The 13,257-nt window shown below is 72.9% G+C and carries 14 protein-coding genes; 11 read left to right on the top strand and 3 right to left on the bottom strand.

Annotated elements, in window-relative coordinates:
• The first annotated feature begins 91 nt into the window (after window positions 1–91).
• The 3 genes from ACWF79_RS24640 to ACWF79_RS24630 all read left to right on the top strand — a co-directional run bounded on the left by ACWF79_RS24640 (window position 92) and on the right by ACWF79_RS24630 (window position 2,138).
• Window positions 92–1,246 (top strand): fatty acid desaturase family protein, encoded by a 1,155-nt coding sequence (locus tag ACWF79_RS24640; RefSeq protein WP_453730302.1) that lies wholly within the window; start codon window positions 92–94, stop codon window positions 1,244–1,246.
• A gap of 16 nt (window positions 1,247–1,262) precedes the next feature.
• Window positions 1,263–1,445: a hypothetical protein gene (locus ACWF79_RS24635; protein ID WP_453730301.1), complete on the top strand. Its 183-nt coding sequence runs from the start codon at window positions 1,263–1,265 to the stop codon at window positions 1,443–1,445.
• Window positions 1,446–1,592: 147 nt separating this feature from the next.
• Window positions 1,593–2,138 carry an MOSC domain-containing protein gene (locus tag ACWF79_RS24630; RefSeq protein WP_453730300.1) on the top strand — a complete coding sequence of 182 codons (546 nt, stop codon included), beginning with the start codon at window positions 1,593–1,595 and terminating at the stop codon, window positions 2,136–2,138.
• A 93-nt stretch (window positions 2,139–2,231) separates the two neighbouring features.
• Here the strand turns inward: ACWF79_RS24630 and ACWF79_RS24625 are convergent, their stop codons facing one another.
• The 3 genes from ACWF79_RS24625 to ACWF79_RS24615 all read right to left on the bottom strand — a co-directional run bounded on the left by ACWF79_RS24625 (window position 2,232) and on the right by ACWF79_RS24615 (window position 4,257).
• Complete coding sequence (locus tag ACWF79_RS24625) at window positions 2,232–3,125, bottom strand: hypothetical protein (protein WP_453730299.1); 894 nt, start codon at window positions 3,123–3,125, stop codon at window positions 2,232–2,234.
• A 100-nt stretch (window positions 3,126–3,225) separates the two neighbouring features.
• Window positions 3,226–3,531: a hypothetical protein gene (locus tag ACWF79_RS24620; RefSeq protein ID WP_453730298.1), complete on the bottom strand. Its 306-nt coding sequence runs from the start codon at window positions 3,529–3,531 to the stop codon at window positions 3,226–3,228.
• Between the two features lie 123 nt (window positions 3,532–3,654).
• Entirely contained in the window at window positions 3,655–4,257 is a 603-nt protein-coding gene (locus ACWF79_RS24615) for a class I SAM-dependent methyltransferase (protein ID WP_453730297.1), read from the bottom strand.
• A gap of 151 nt (window positions 4,258–4,408) precedes the next feature.
• Here ACWF79_RS24615 and ACWF79_RS24610 point away from each other — a divergent pair, with 151 nt between their 5' ends.
• From ACWF79_RS24610 to ACWF79_RS24575, 8 genes are all read left to right on the top strand, one after another.
• Window positions 4,409–5,362 (top strand): MHYT domain-containing protein, encoded by a 954-nt coding sequence (locus tag ACWF79_RS24610; protein WP_453730296.1) that lies wholly within the window; start codon window positions 4,409–4,411, stop codon window positions 5,360–5,362.
• Window positions 5,363–5,508: 146 nt separating this feature from the next.
• Entirely contained in the window at window positions 5,509–8,373 is a 2,865-nt protein-coding gene (locus tag ACWF79_RS24605; protein ID WP_453730295.1) for a nitrate- and nitrite sensing domain-containing protein, read from the top strand.
• Complete coding sequence (locus ACWF79_RS24600; protein ID WP_361955914.1) at window positions 8,370–8,804, top strand: roadblock/LC7 domain-containing protein; 435 nt, start codon at window positions 8,370–8,372, stop codon at window positions 8,802–8,804. The genes ACWF79_RS24605 and ACWF79_RS24600 overlap by 4 nt, the downstream gene beginning before the upstream one ends.
• Before the next feature lie 13 nt (window positions 8,805–8,817).
• A complete protein-coding gene (locus ACWF79_RS24595; protein WP_453730294.1) occupies window positions 8,818–9,234 on the top strand; it encodes a DUF742 domain-containing protein in 417 nt (138 codons plus the stop codon).
• Entirely contained in the window at window positions 9,215–9,832 is a 618-nt protein-coding gene (locus ACWF79_RS24590; RefSeq protein ID WP_453730293.1) for a GTP-binding protein, read from the top strand. Before ACWF79_RS24595 ends, ACWF79_RS24590 begins: the two co-directional genes overlap by 20 nt.
• Before the next feature lie 220 nt (window positions 9,833–10,052).
• Window positions 10,053–10,457 carry a roadblock/LC7 domain-containing protein gene (locus ACWF79_RS24585; protein WP_453730292.1) on the top strand — a complete coding sequence of 135 codons (405 nt, stop codon included), beginning with the start codon at window positions 10,053–10,055 and terminating at the stop codon, window positions 10,455–10,457.
• Window positions 10,458–10,539: 82 nt separating this feature from the next.
• A complete protein-coding gene (locus ACWF79_RS24580) occupies window positions 10,540–11,565 on the top strand; it encodes a DUF6397 family protein (protein WP_453730291.1) in 1,026 nt (341 codons plus the stop codon).
• 143 nt (window positions 11,566–11,708) lie between these two features.
• Window positions 11,709–13,256: an ATP-dependent DNA ligase gene (locus ACWF79_RS24575; protein WP_453730290.1), complete on the top strand. Its 1,548-nt coding sequence runs from the start codon at window positions 11,709–11,711 to the stop codon at window positions 13,254–13,256.
• The last annotated feature ends 1 nt before the right edge of the window (window position 13,257 follow it).

Below are 13,257 nucleotides of genomic sequence, written 5' to 3'. Positions count from 1 at the left end.
GCCATGGTTGCGGAGGATCACCGATCCGTAGGTTCGAGGGAGTCCGGGCGGCCTGCGCCCGGGACCTCGCCCACGGACCCCGGAGACCGCCATGCCCCAGGCCACCGCAACGCTCACGGCACCCGACCGGAGGGGCTCCGACCCAAGCGCCGACCCCCGAAGCGCCACCCCGGGGAGCACTGCCGCCGGGAGCGGCGACACCCGGAGGGCCGCTCCCGGGCGCGGCGGCGGAAGCGAGTTCGCGCCGCTGCTGCGCACCGTCAAGGAACAGGGACTTCTGGAGCGCAGGAGCGGCTGGTACGCGCGCGGCATGGCGGTCAACTTCCTGGGACTCGCCGCCGTCGTCGCCGGCCTGGTCCTGCTCGGACCCTCCTGGTGGGCACTCCTCCTCGCCGTACCGCTCGCCCTGCTCTCCGCCCGCGTGGCCTTCGTCGGTCATGACGCGGGCCACGCGCAGATCAGCGCGGACCGGCGCCGGAACCGGATCATCCAGCTCGTCCACGCCAACCTGCTGCTCGGCATGAGCCAGGAGTGGTGGAACGACAAGCACAACCGCCACCACGCGAACCCCAACCACCTCGACAAGGACCCGGACGTCGCGGACGACATCCTCGTCTTCGCCCAGCACCAGACCGCCGGGCGCGCCGGATTCCGCGGCTGGCTCACCCGCCACCAGGCCTGGCTCTTCTTCCCGCTGACCACCCTGGAGGGCATCGCGCTCAAGGTGTACGGGTTCCAGGCGCTGTTCTCCAAGGACGGGCCCTACCGGACCCGGCGCGAGCGGCTCGTCGAAGGAGCCCTCCTTCTCGCCCACGTCGCCGGCTATGTGGCGCTCCTCCTGACCACCCTCACCCCCGGCCAGGCCCTCCTCTTCGCCCTCATCCACCAGATGCTTCTCGGCCTGCACCTCGGCATGGCCTTCGCGCCCAACCACAAGGGCATGGAGACGCCCGACGCCCACCCCGACGGCGACAGCTGGGGCCACCTGCGCCGCCAGGTGCTCACCTCGCGCAACATCAGGGGCGGGTTCCTGACCGACTGGTTCCTCGGCGGGCTGAACTACCAGATCGAGCACCACCTCTTCCCGAGCATGCCGCGCCCGCATCTGCGACTCGCCCAGCCCGCGGTGCGTGCGCACTGCCGTACGGTGGGTATCCCGTACACAGAGACCGGTTTCGTCGAGTCCTACCGACAGGCGCTCGGACATCTGCACGAGGTCGGCGAGCCGCTGCGCTCGGCAGCGTGAGAAGGAGGCGTCGCACATGTCGACACGGACGAAGATCGTGATCGGGGGAGTTGCGGTCGGCCTGCTCCTGATGCCCCTCATCGGGTTCTGGCTGTCCCTGCTCGTGGTGCTCGGCGTCCCCGCCGCCGCCTACCTCGCCCTGGACCCCAGCCAGCGACGCCGACTGCGTCGGGTCTCCCGCAAGGAACTCAACCGCTGACCGTGAATGACCGCCGATGATGGCGATTGATGGCGACCGAGGGAGAAATCACCAGCGATCGCCAGGGTGTTCTCCACAGCGTCTGGCGTACGCTCACTGATGATCACGAACATGTGATCATCGCATCGGAGAAGGGGAGCTCCACTCATGAGCAGCGCCACCGTCATGACGGTCAGCAGCAACGGTGTCTACTCGTTCACCAAACCGAACCGCGGCAGCATCACCCTGCTCGCCGGTCTCGGCGTCGAGGGGGACGTGCACGCCGGCGTGACGGTCAAGCACCGCTCGCGCGTGGCCCAGGACCCGACCGCTCCGAACCTGCGGCAGGTGCACCTGATCCACGCGGAGCTCCTCGACGAGGTCGCCGGAGCCGGATTCGATGTCGCCCCCGGCGCCCTCGGCGAGAACATCACCACCCAGGGGCTCGACCTCCTCGGCCTGCCGACCGGCACCCGGCTGCACCTCGGTGCCGAGGCCGTCGTCGAGGTCACCGGCCTGCGCAACCCCTGCGTCCAGATCGACAACTACCGGCACGGTCTGCTCAAGCACGTCCTCGGCCGAGACGAGGACGGGCAGGTCGTCCGCAAGGCCGGGATCATGAGCGTGGTGCTGACGGGCGGCGAGGTGCGACCCGGCGATCCGATCCGGGTCGAACTCCCCGCCGAGCCGCACCGCCCCCTGGAGAAGGTCTGAGCGCCTGTCCTGCTCTTTCCTCGCCGGACCTGCGGAGCCCTGGGTCGACCTCGGCGGTCGCGGGTCCGCGGGATCGGGGGTCGAGGCGGTGCGTCAGGACGGGCGTACCGCCATCGCGTCCAGGGCCTCCAGGAGCGCGGGGAGCTTGGCGCCCCGGGCCACCGGGAGGACCTCGCGTGGCTCGTCGTCCAGGAGCACGAAGGCCATGTCGTCGGTCCGGGCCACCAGCGACCAGCCGGGCCCGTCGGCCCGCAGCATCCGCGCCTCACCGGCAGCGAAACTCGACCGCACCCGGCCCACCGGCGGGGCTTCCTCCAGATAGCCGCGCAGCTCCGCGAGTGCGCGCCGGACACCGTCGTACGGGTCGTGCGGGCCATGCGGGGACGGCCCGGAGGCCTCCTCGCCGGGGGCGGGCTCGGCGTCGGAGGCCGACGCGGGTGCGGCAGCGGAAGTGATGTCGGCGTCGCCCTCCGAGCCGGCTTCCCCGTCGCCGTCCCGCGCCCTTTCCCCGGCCTCGTCCATCTGCGCCCGCCAGGCCGCCCACTGCAGCGCGACCTCGTCGGCACCGAGCCTTCGCTGCGCCGGGCCCCAGCCGTCGTCGTCCGGAGGGGACAGCGGAGCGCGGTCGCCCTCCTCCGGCTCCGGGTCGTGCGGGGCCGGCAGGCCGGGCGCGGCCGAGGCGACGGCGAGCGGCCAGCCGGGCAGCGCCGCCACGACCGTACGGTCGTCTGGGGAGAGGTCGTACTCCATCCCGCAGTCCCAGGAGGCGATGGCCACGGCGACCAGCGACACGTCGTCGATGATCACCGTCCACCGGGCACCCGCGCCGTCCTGGCCGAGGACGAGACCGTACCCCTCGGCGTACGGTTCGAGGCCGAGGGCCGCGCAGGCCGCCGGGTAGTCGTCGCCCAGGACGCTCGGGAACTGCGCGGGCGTCAGCAGCACGGCGGTCAGCACATACAGCGCGTCGTCGTCGGCGGTGGCCACGGCACCCTCCCCATCTGGTCGTCGGCGCACCTTAACCAGTGGGTAACCCGCGCGTCGAGGGTCTTCTGAAGGAAAGTGGCGCGGCCGGTTCCGTACGAGGTCAGACGGGTGGCAGCCCGAGCAGATGCCGGGCCACGGTCTCCGGCGGCTCGTCCCGCTCGCGCGCGAGCGCGATCACCGCGCGGCAGGCGAGCTCGTTGATGCCGAACGAGAGGGCCTCCGGCGACACCCACGTGACGGCCTCGTCGATCCGGTCCTGGTCGTCCTCCACGCACCCCGTGACGTACGTCGCCGCGGCCTCGAAGATGTTGTGCTGCCGGCGAGCCTCGACGGGCTGCCGAGGCTCGCCCGGTGCCCGGCGCGTCACGGGCAGGAGGGAGTTCAATATCGCTCGCACACGGGCCATGGCCTGCCGCCTTTCCCGGACAACGGCTGCCCGGTACCTCCACCGTAGACAGCGAAGTGCCGGGACAGAAGGGCGCGGAGCACGGCCGGAGTCATCGCTCCGCGTGCTGCCGCGCCGAAAAGCTCAAGGAGCCTGACGAACGGCAACCACCAGATAACGGTCGTCCTCGTCCACGTAACTGACCATCCGCCAGCCGGAACCGGACAGAAGAGGGCGCAGATTGGGCTCGGCGCGCAGATCGTCCTCGGTGATCTGCCGGCCGTGGCGAGCGGCGAGCGCGGCCCGGCCGATGGGGTGGAAGAGGGCGAGCTGCCCGCCGGGACGTACGACCCGGGCCAGTTCGCGCAGGTTCGCGGCCGGATCCGCCAGATGGGAGACGAGTCCGGCGCCGAAGACCGCGTCGAGCGCCCCGGTGCGCAACGGCAGGCGTGCGACATCGGTCAGGAGCAGGGCGCCGGCCTTGTCGCGCCCGGCGCGCACCGCCGCGTCGAGCATCTCGGGTGTCAGGTCCGCGCCGATGACGGTCCCCGTCGGACCGACGGCCGCGCGCAGCGCGGGCAGCGCCCTGCCGGTTCCGCACCCCGCGTCGAGCACGGCGGCGCCGGGGCGCAGACCAAGTTCGGCGACGGCAGCGGCATAGGCGGGGGCGTCGTCCGGAAAGCGGGCGTCCCAGCCCGCGGCGCGGGGGCCGAAGAACTCTTGGACATGGGTGGGGTCATCGCTCATGCGTGCATGATGCCTCAGCCTCCAGGGTGAACGCCCTGTGTGCACGTTCGAGCGCGGCACGATCGTTCTGGAACATCTCTGCGTCATATTCCATCAGGTTTCGAAATGCGCCCCTGATGCGCCCCCTTGTCCGGACTAGCGTCCCTGGGTCATGGGACACCTGGACCACGCCGCCTTCGGCTGGCTGACACCTGTGCTGTCGTACGCGATGGCCTGCATAGGCGCCGCCCTGGGGCTGCGCTGCACCGTACGAGCGCTCGACGCGACCGGCCGCTCGCGCCGCAACTGGCTCCTGACCGCGGCCTCCGCCATCGGCACCGGCATCTGGACGATGCACTTCGTCGCGATGCTCGGCTTCGGCGTCACCGGAACGGACATCCGTTACAACGTGCCGCTGACCATCCTCAGCCTGCTCGTCGCCATGGCCGTCGTCGGCCTCGGCGTCTTCGCGGTCGGATACGGTCGCGACCGGGGCCGCTCCCTGCTGATCGGCGGTCTGACGACCGGCGTCGGCGTGGCGAGCATGCACTACATGGGCATGGCCGCCCTGCGCCTGCACGGCCAGGTGACGTACGACCCGGTGCTCGTCGCGCTCTCCGTCGCGATCGCCGTCGTCGCCGCGACCGCCGCGCTGTGGGCCGCGCTCAACATCCACGCGCCGCGCGCCGTGGCGCTCGCCTCCCTGGTCATGGGAGTGGCCGTCAGCAGCATGCACTACACCGGCATGTTCGCCGTCGAGGTGGAGGTGGTGCCTTCGTCGGCGGACCTCCCCGGCGCCACCGCGATGCAGTTCATCTTCCCGCTCGCCGTGGGCCTCGGCTCCTACCTCTTCATCACCTCGGCCTTCGTGGCGCTCTCCCCGACCGCCGGGGAACGCGCCGCGTACGCATCCGCCGAGCAGCTCACCGAACCGGACGAGCGCGCGGTGGACGTGGCGCCGCCCGGCTTCCGCGCGCCGGGCCGTTCACCCGGCCGTGACACGGACGCCGGGGAGCCGGAGACGGCGACCGCGGGTACCTCGTACGGCTCGTCGTCCGGCGCCCCTCCGTCGTACGCCTACCCAGCAGGGCCCGTGGACACCGGCCCGGCCGGCCGCAGGCCGTAGGCCGTAGGGCGCGGGCGCGGGATCTCGAGCCCGTGACCCTCCCGCTCGGCGCCCACCGCGCCCGCAACGGGTGTACGGAGCGCTCAGAGGGAGCGCGTGGACCACGCACATCGCACCAGGACTGACGCAGCCGGAACGAGGAGGCCATGCGAACTCCCCGCAAGACCCAGGACGCCGGGACGGCGACGGCGCCGCAGCAGGCGGCGCGCGGACGGCGCGCGCACGCGGGGCCGCCCGCCGAGGAACCACCCGTGCGCGCCCCCGAAGCCCCGCCCGGGACGGCGGACCCGTCCAGCCCGCGCAACGGCCCCTCCTCGACCCCGCCCACCAGCCCTTCGGGGACTTCGCCCACCGGCCCTTCCGCGGCGCCGCGCCGGCGTCGCGGACTGCGCCCCCGTACCGTCCGCGCGAAGATCGTCTCGCTGCTGATGGTGCCCGTCGTCTCACTGCTGGCGCTGTGGGGGTTCGCCACCGTCACGACCGCCCAGGACATCGCCCGGCTGCGCCAGCTCCAGCAGGTCGACGCAGAGATCCGTGAACCCGTCGCCGCCGCCGTCACCGCCCTGCAGGCCGAACGCCGGGCCGCCGTCCGGCAGGTCGCCTCTCCCGGCACCGGTCGCGCCACGGAGCTCAAGGACCAGGCGCGGCGCACCGACCAGGCCGTCGCCCGGCTCCGCCTCGACGACCGGAACACCGTCGGCGCCACGGGCGACCTGCCCCGCGACGTCGCCGACCGGGTCGGCCGGTTCGTCACCAAGGCCGAGGGCCTCGGCCCGCTGCGCACCGCCGCCGCGGCCGGCAAGGCCGACTGGGACCAGGTGTACACGCAGTACACGGCCACGATCACCGCGGCCTTCGCGGTCGGCGGCGCCCTGGCCGGTATCCAGGACGCCGAGGTCGGTGCCCACGCGCGCGTGCTCCTCGAATTCGGCCGCGTCGGCGAGATGCTCGCCCGTGAGGACGCCCTGCTCGGCTCCGCGTACCTCGGAGGCGAACTGAACGCGGAACGGCTCCGGCTGTTCACCGGAGCCGTCGAGACCCGCCGCACCCTCACCGAGTCCGCCACCGCCGACCTGCGCGGCCCCGAGCGGGCAGCCTGGGAGAAGCTCGCCGGCCAGCGCGGCTACCAGCAGCTCACCGCCGCCGAGGACCGAATCGCCGCCGCCGCCCCTGGCCGTAAGGCGCTCCAGGCCGTGCCCGCCACCACCTGGGACGACGCGATGGCCGTCGTACGCGGCGGCCTGACGAGCATCGAGACCGACGCCCGCCGCGCGGCGGCCGACCGCGCGGCACCCTTCGGCGGCGGTGTCTTCACCCCCGGCGGCGCAGCCGTCCTGCTCGGCCTGGCCGCCGTCGCCGCCTCCCTCGTGATCTCCGTCCGCATCGGCCGTGGTCTGGTCATCGAACTCATCAGCCTCCGCAACACCGCCCTGGGCATCGCCCGCCGCAAGCTTCCCGCCGCCATGCGGCGTCTGCGGGCCGGCGAGGAGATCGACGTACTGGCCGAGGCGCCGCCCGGGCCGGCCCCGCAGGACGAGATCGGACAGGTCGGCGAGGCGCTGACCACCGTCCACCGGGCCGCCCTGTCCGCCGCCGTGGAACGCGCCGAACTGGCCAGTGGCATCTCCGGCGTCTTCGTGAACCTCGCCCGGCGCAGCCAGGTCCTGGTCCACCGTCAGCTCAACCTGCTCGACAGCATGGAGCGCCGCGCGGACGACCCCTCCGAGCTCGGCGACCTCTTCCGGCTCGACCACCTCACCACCCGGATGCGACGGCACGCCGAGAGCCTGATCATCCTGTCCGGCGCCGCACCCGGCCGGGCCTGGCGGATGCCCGTTCCGCTGACCAACGTCGTACGGGCCGCCGTCTCCGAGATCGAGGACTACGCGCGCGTGGAGGTGCGCCAGCTCCCCGAGACGTCCGTCGTCGGCGGCGCGGTCGCCGACCTCACCCACCTGCTGGCCGAACTCATCGAGAACGCCGCCCAGTTCTCCCCACCCCACACCAAGGTGCGGATCAGCGGCGAACCCGTCGGCAACGGCTACGCCCTGGAGATCGAGGACCGAGGCCTCGGCATGGGCAAGGAGAGCCTCGCCGAGGCCAACACGAGGATCGCGCAGTCCGAGGCCCTGGACCTGTTCGACAGCGACCGGCTCGGTCTGTTCGTCGTCAGCCGGCTCTCGGCCCGCCACGACATCAAGGTCCACCTGCGGACGTCCCCCTACGGCGGCACGACGGCGGTCGTCCTGCTCCCCATGGACGTGCTGCAGAGCGCCCTCCCGCCCGGGAACGGCGCCCCGGACGGCCGGGCGTCCACGCCGGCGTTCGGGGACGGCCCTTACGGGCACATGGTGCACCGGGAGCGTCCGGCCGGCGTGGACGCGGCGCTTCCGCGCCACCAGCACCCCCGACAGTCCGTCCCCGCAGGCGCCGTACCGCCGCAGTCCCTGCCCCCGTCCCACCCCCATCCCCGGTCCGCGCCCCCGCCCTCGTCCGAGCCGCAGCCCCTGTCGCGCCCGTCCCGCATACCCGCTCTCGCGGGGCAGCCGGAGGGGACGGACCAGGCGCTGCCCGAAGAGACCCCGGCCGGGGTGACCAGCCTCCGCAGGCGCGGCCGCCCCTCCCCGCAGAGTCAGCCTGCGCCGCAGACTTCCCAGGAGCACCGGACGCCGCCCGTCCCCGCCCAGCCGGGCGTTCCCGCCGACGACTCCGGGGACCTGCCCCGGCGGGTCCGCCAGGCCAGTCTCGTACCGCAGCTGCGCGAGGCTCCGCCGGCCGATCTGCCGCCCACCCCGGCCGTCCAGGGCGCGGGCGAACGCACCCCGGAACAGGTCAGGGACCGGATGACCGCCTACCGCGACGGCTGGACGCGCGGCGGCGGCGCGGCCCCCGGCACCCGACGACCCCTCGGAACCGGCTCCGGCCGCACCAACGGCAACGAACCCGACCACGGACGCGACTTCGGCCCCGACCACGGCCGCGACCCCGGCAGTGAAGGAGACCACGCATGATCGACCACGAGAGGATGTCCCACCACCGCTCCGGTGAACTCGACTGGCTCCTCGACGACCTCGTCCTGAGGGTCCGCGAAGTCCGGCACACGGTCGTGCTGTCCAACGACGGCCTCGCCGTCGGCTCCTCCAGCGGACTCAGCCGGGAGGACGCCGAGCACCTGGCTGCCATCGCCTCGGGATTCAACAGCCTCGCCAAGGGCGCGGGCCGCCAGTTCCACACCGGCGGAGTCCGTCAGACGATGGTCGAGATGGACGACGGATTCCTGTTCGTCGCCGCCGCCGGGGACGGATCGTGCCTCGCCGTCCTCAGCTCGGCGAGCGCCGACATCGGCCTGATCGCCTACGAGATGGCCCGTCTGGTGAAGCGGGTCGGCGAGCACCTGCACACCCCGCCGCGGCTCACCGCGACCCCGCCGGCCGCCGGCTGACCGGAGACACCCCATGAACATGGACAGCACCGGCGACGGCCAGGCCCCGCCGGGCAGTCAGTGGTACGACGCGGACGCCGGGCCGCTCGTCCGGCCGTACGCCATGACCGGTGGCCGTACGAAGCCGGGGCCCAGCAACGTACGGTTCGACCTCATCGCCCTCGTCGTCGTCGACGACGACCCGCCCGGCCGGGCCGAGGAGTCGCTCCTCGGCCCGGAACACCGGGCCCTGCTCACCCTGTGCCGGGCGGAGACGCAGTCGGTGGCGGAACTCGCCGCCGACGCCGACCTGCCCGTCGGAGTCGTCCGGGTCCTCCTCGGCGACCTCCTCGAAGCGGGCTTCGTCAAGGTCAGCCGACCCGTACCGCCCGCGCAGCTGCCCGACGAACGGATCCTGAGGGAAGTCATCGATGGCCTACGAGCGCTCTGAGAGCACCGGTGCGGGCGGCGGCGTGGACTCCACGGCCCTCGCGTTGAAGATCCTGGTCGCCGGCGGGTTCGGCGTCGGCAAGACCACCTTGGTGGGCGCGGTCAGCGAGATCCGTCCCCTGCGGACGGAGGAGCAGCTCAGCCGGGCAGGGGAGTCGGTCGACGACACCGGTGGCGTCGACCAGAAGACGACCACGACGGTCGCCATGGACTTCGGCCGGATCACGATCCGTTCCGGGCTCTCCCTGTACCTCTTCGGCACGCCGGGGCAGGACCGGTTCTGGTTCCTCTGGGACGAGCTGTCCCAGGGGGCGCTCGGCGCCGTCGTCCTCGCCGACACACGCCGCCTTGAGGACTGCTTTCCCGCGGTGGACTACTTCGAGCACCGCAAGATCCCGTTCGTCGTCGCGGTCAACTGCTTCGCGGGCGCACGGAACTTCGGGGCGCACGAGGTCTCCCGGGCCCTGGACCTGGACCGGGGAACGCCGGTGGTGCTGTGCGACGCGCGTGACCGGGACTCCGGCAAGGAGGTGCTGATCAGGCTGGTCGAGTACGCGGGCCGGATGCACACGGCCCGCCTGCTGGACTCGGTCGGGTGACGGGAGCTCCGTGGCGGCACCCGTCCGGCGGCCGCCTTCTCGCCCCGTACGTGTGCGAGGAGTTGCCCCGGCACCTCGTTACCGACGGTACGCCGGGGCGCACCACGCGCCCAGGGGTGCTTGCCCTGTCCACGACAGTGCGTAAGGCTTGCCCGCGACACGCGGACCGCGGGGACTTCGGGTCGACGGGGACGCCACACACAGGGGGAAGGACCGACGCATGGCGCTGGACACGGAACTTGACTGGCTCCTGGACGACTTGACCCGTCGGGTCGAGTACATACGGCACGCGCTGGTGCTGTCCAACGACGGGCTGGTCACGGGAGCGAGCAGCGGACTGGCCCGGGAGGACGCGGAGCACCTGGCCGCCGTCTCCTCCGGACTGCACAGCCTGGCGCGCGGGTCTGGCCGGCACTTCCAGGCCGGGCGCGCGCGGCAGACGATGGTCGAGTTCGACGACGCCCTCCTGTTCGTCACGGCGGCGGGCGAGGGCAGTTGCCTGTGCGTCCTCAGCGGAGCCGATGCCGATGTCGGCCAGGTGGCGTACGAGATGACGCTGCTGGTGAACCGGGTCGGCGAGCACCTCGCGGTGGCCGCACGCCAGCCGGGCACCGCCGAATTCTGAGTTGTCCACAGGGCGAGCGGGGGCGAGCCCATCTGACATACGGTCGTCACTGAGAGTAATCAACACTCACGGGGAGACCGTCATGGCAGGGGAAGAAGACACCCGCACGTTGGCACCGACGCGGGCGGCGCAGGAGCTGGAGCTGAGGCGGGACGAATTCCAGCTCGCCGTGCAGCTGGGTCTGGTGAGGACCGTGCCGGGCGCCCCGCCCGCCACGTCCCGGGCCCCGGGGGCAGCGCCGACGGCTCCCGGAGCGCGAGGCGGGCGGCGCAGGGTCGCGCAGGGCGAGATCGACCGGCTCACATCCGCGCCGGACTTCCCGGCCGGTCTGCGCGACCGGGTCCGGACGGTCGGCACGGCAGAGGCGGCCGAGCTGCTCGCCGTGGCTCCGGAGCGCTTCACCAAGCTCGCCAGAACGGGGCACGTGAGCCCGGTGCGGTTCTACCTCAACCGCTACCGCACGGTGGTCTGGCTCTATCTCGCGGCCGAGTTGGGCGAGTTCGCCCTCTCGCGCCCGGGGCTGCTGACCGGCAGGCTGCCGGGGGAGATCAGGGAGCGCATCGACGGGGGAGAGGACCGCAGGCCCCGCAACTGGCGGGCACGGCGTCTCGGGTTGCTCCTCCGGGCGACCGAGGACCCCTGGGTGCGGGCGGCGGCCATTGCCTCGCTCCTCGACCCCGTCCAGCTGGCCGAGGTCGTCGACGACCCGTACGAACGGACGCATCTCGACCGGCTGCGCCCGGAGCCGCCCTCGGGGCTGCCGGAGTCGGCGGCCTCCCGCGAGATCGCGGAACGGCTGATGGTGGCGGACGACCCGGACGAGATCCTCTGGCACCGCATGAGCCTCGTTCTCGCTCTGGACGAGGCGCGTGCCGACCGCCCGGCACCCCGCCCGGAGGGCGCCCCGGTGGAAGTGGCCGGGCCGGTGATGTCGGTCCAGGGGCCGCCGGTGGTCGACGGACCGGCTGCGGTCGTGGCGAGGCCGCCCCGTGCGGCCACGCTCGTCCGCCCGCCTGTGCCCCGCTCCCGCCGCGGCCTCCTCGACCGCCTTCGGCGCCGCAGGACGACGACCGGGGGTGACGCGGAGACGACGGCTTCCCGAGGCTAGGGAAGGGGGTGGGCCGGGCCGCGGGGAAGAGTGCGGTCGGGGTCTGCGTGGCGGCGACCCGGTCGGCCGGCGCGGCGTTCGGGTGTCACCGCGTACGGGTGCCCGACGTGCGGCTGCGCTCCTGGGAGGGGGAGGATGGGCGCATGTTGCTGGCCCGACTCGCGGACGCGTCCCTCCAGGTCGCCGCCACCTCCGCCCGTTCACGCAAGATCGCGGTCCTGGCCGAGCTCTTCTCGGAAGCCGCGCCCGAGGAGAGCCCGCTGGTCATCGCCTACCTCTCCGGCCGGCTCCCGCAGGGACGCATCGGCGTCGGCTGGAGCGTCCTCAAGAACGCGATCCCGCCCGCCGTGCCGCCTGCCGAGCAGCCCACCCTCACCCTTGCCGGCACGGACGCCGTTATGACCGAGCTCGCCGCCGTCTCCGGGGCCGGGTCGCAGGCCGAGCGCGCCCGGCTCGTCCATGAACTGATGGCCGCCGCCACCTTGGAGGAGCAGGAGTTCCTGATCCGGTTGCTGTCCGGCGACGTACGCCAAGGCGCCCTGGACGCCATCGCTCTCGAGGGCGTCGCGCGGGCCGCCACCGTGCCCTCCGCGGACCTGCGCCGCGCCGTGATGCTTGAAGGGTCCCTGCCCCGGGTGGCACGGGCCGTGCTCGCCGAAGGCCCCGCCGCCCTCGGCACGTTCGCTCTGCGCGTCGGCAGCCCCGTCCTGCCCATGCTCGCCCACACGGCGGGCTCGGTCACCGAGGCCGTCGCCGGGCTGGGTCCTTGTGTCGTCGAGGAGAAACTCGACGGCATCCGTGTCCAGGTGCACCGGCGAGGCGAGGAGGTGAGGGTGTTCACCCGCTCCCTGGACGACATCACCGGTCGGCTGCCCGAAGTCGTCGCCGTGGCGCGGGAGACGGCCGGCGACCTGTTCATCCTCGACGGTGAGGTCATCGCGGTCGATCCCCGCACCGGTCGGCCGGTGGCGTTCCAGGACATCGCCTCGCGGGTCGGCTCCCGCCTCGACGTCAAGGGCGCCAGCGCGGCACTCCCGCTCTCACCCGTCTTCTTCGACGTGCTCGCGGCGGACGGCGAGGTCCTCATCGACCGAACGGGACAGGAGCGCAACGCGGTGCTGGCCCGGCTGGTCCCCGAGAACCGCAGGGTGCGCCGCCTCGTGGTGAACGACCCCGAGGCGCCCGAACAGGTTCAGGAGGCGGAGCGGTTCTTCACCGACACCCTGGCCCGTGGCCATGAAGGAGTCCTCGTCAAGGCCCTGGACGCGCCGTACGTGGCGGGCCGCCGGGGCCGCACCTGGCTCAAGGTCAAGCCGGTGCACACCCTCGACCTCGTCGTCCTCGCCGCCGAATGGGGCCATGGCCGCCGAACCGGGCTGCTCTCCAACCTCCACCTCGGCGCCCGGGCCGCGGACGGCACCTTCGTGATGCTCGGCAAGACCTTCAAGGGCCTCACCGACGAGATGTTGCGCTGGCAGACCGAGAAACTCGGCGAACTCGCCGTGGGCGACGACGGTTTCACCGTACGGGTACGGCCCGAACTCGTCGTCGAGATCGCCTACGACGGTCTGCAGCGCTCCACCCGGTACCCGGCCGGTGTGACGCTCCGCTTCGCCCGTGTCCTACGGCACCGACCGGACAAGCCTGCCTCCGAGGCCGACACCGTCGAGCGGGTCGTCGAGGGAGCGTAAG

It is taken from the genome of Streptomyces sp. NPDC054975 (assembly GCF_053609105.1).
The sequence above is the reverse complement of the archived record's forward strand: the minus strand, read 5'-3'. Positions and strand labels throughout refer to the sequence as shown.

Excerpts from the sequence above, each read along its gene's own strand:
- ACWF79_RS24600 (WP_361955914.1), top strand. The coding sequence starts at position 8,370 with ATGATCGACCACGAGAGGATGTCCCACCACCGCTCCGGTGAACTCGAC.
- ACWF79_RS24620 (WP_453730298.1), bottom strand. The coding sequence starts at position 3,531 with ATGGCCCGTGTGCGAGCGATATTGAACTCCCTCCTGCCCGTGACGCGC.
- ACWF79_RS24610 (WP_453730296.1), top strand. The coding sequence starts at position 4,409 with ATGGGACACCTGGACCACGCCGCCTTCGGCTGGCTGACACCTGTGCTG.
- ACWF79_RS24575 (WP_453730290.1), top strand. The coding sequence starts at position 11,709 with ATGTTGCTGGCCCGACTCGCGGACGCGTCCCTCCAGGTCGCCGCCACC.
- ACWF79_RS24595 (WP_453730294.1), top strand. The coding sequence starts at position 8,818 with ATGAACATGGACAGCACCGGCGACGGCCAGGCCCCGCCGGGCAGTCAG.
- ACWF79_RS24585 (WP_453730292.1), top strand. The coding sequence starts at position 10,053 with ATGGCGCTGGACACGGAACTTGACTGGCTCCTGGACGACTTGACCCGT.
- ACWF79_RS24580 (WP_453730291.1), top strand. The coding sequence starts at position 10,540 with ATGGCAGGGGAAGAAGACACCCGCACGTTGGCACCGACGCGGGCGGCG.
- ACWF79_RS24640 (WP_453730302.1), top strand. The coding sequence starts at position 92 with ATGCCCCAGGCCACCGCAACGCTCACGGCACCCGACCGGAGGGGCTCC.
- ACWF79_RS24630 (WP_453730300.1), top strand. The coding sequence starts at position 1,593 with ATGAGCAGCGCCACCGTCATGACGGTCAGCAGCAACGGTGTCTACTCG.
- ACWF79_RS24605 (WP_453730295.1), top strand. The coding sequence starts at position 5,509 with ATGCGAACTCCCCGCAAGACCCAGGACGCCGGGACGGCGACGGCGCCG.
- ACWF79_RS24615 (WP_453730297.1), bottom strand. The coding sequence starts at position 4,257 with ATGAGCGATGACCCCACCCATGTCCAAGAGTTCTTCGGCCCCCGCGCC.
- ACWF79_RS24635 (WP_453730301.1), top strand. The coding sequence starts at position 1,263 with ATGTCGACACGGACGAAGATCGTGATCGGGGGAGTTGCGGTCGGCCTG.
- ACWF79_RS24590 (WP_453730293.1), top strand. The coding sequence starts at position 9,215 with ATGGCCTACGAGCGCTCTGAGAGCACCGGTGCGGGCGGCGGCGTGGAC.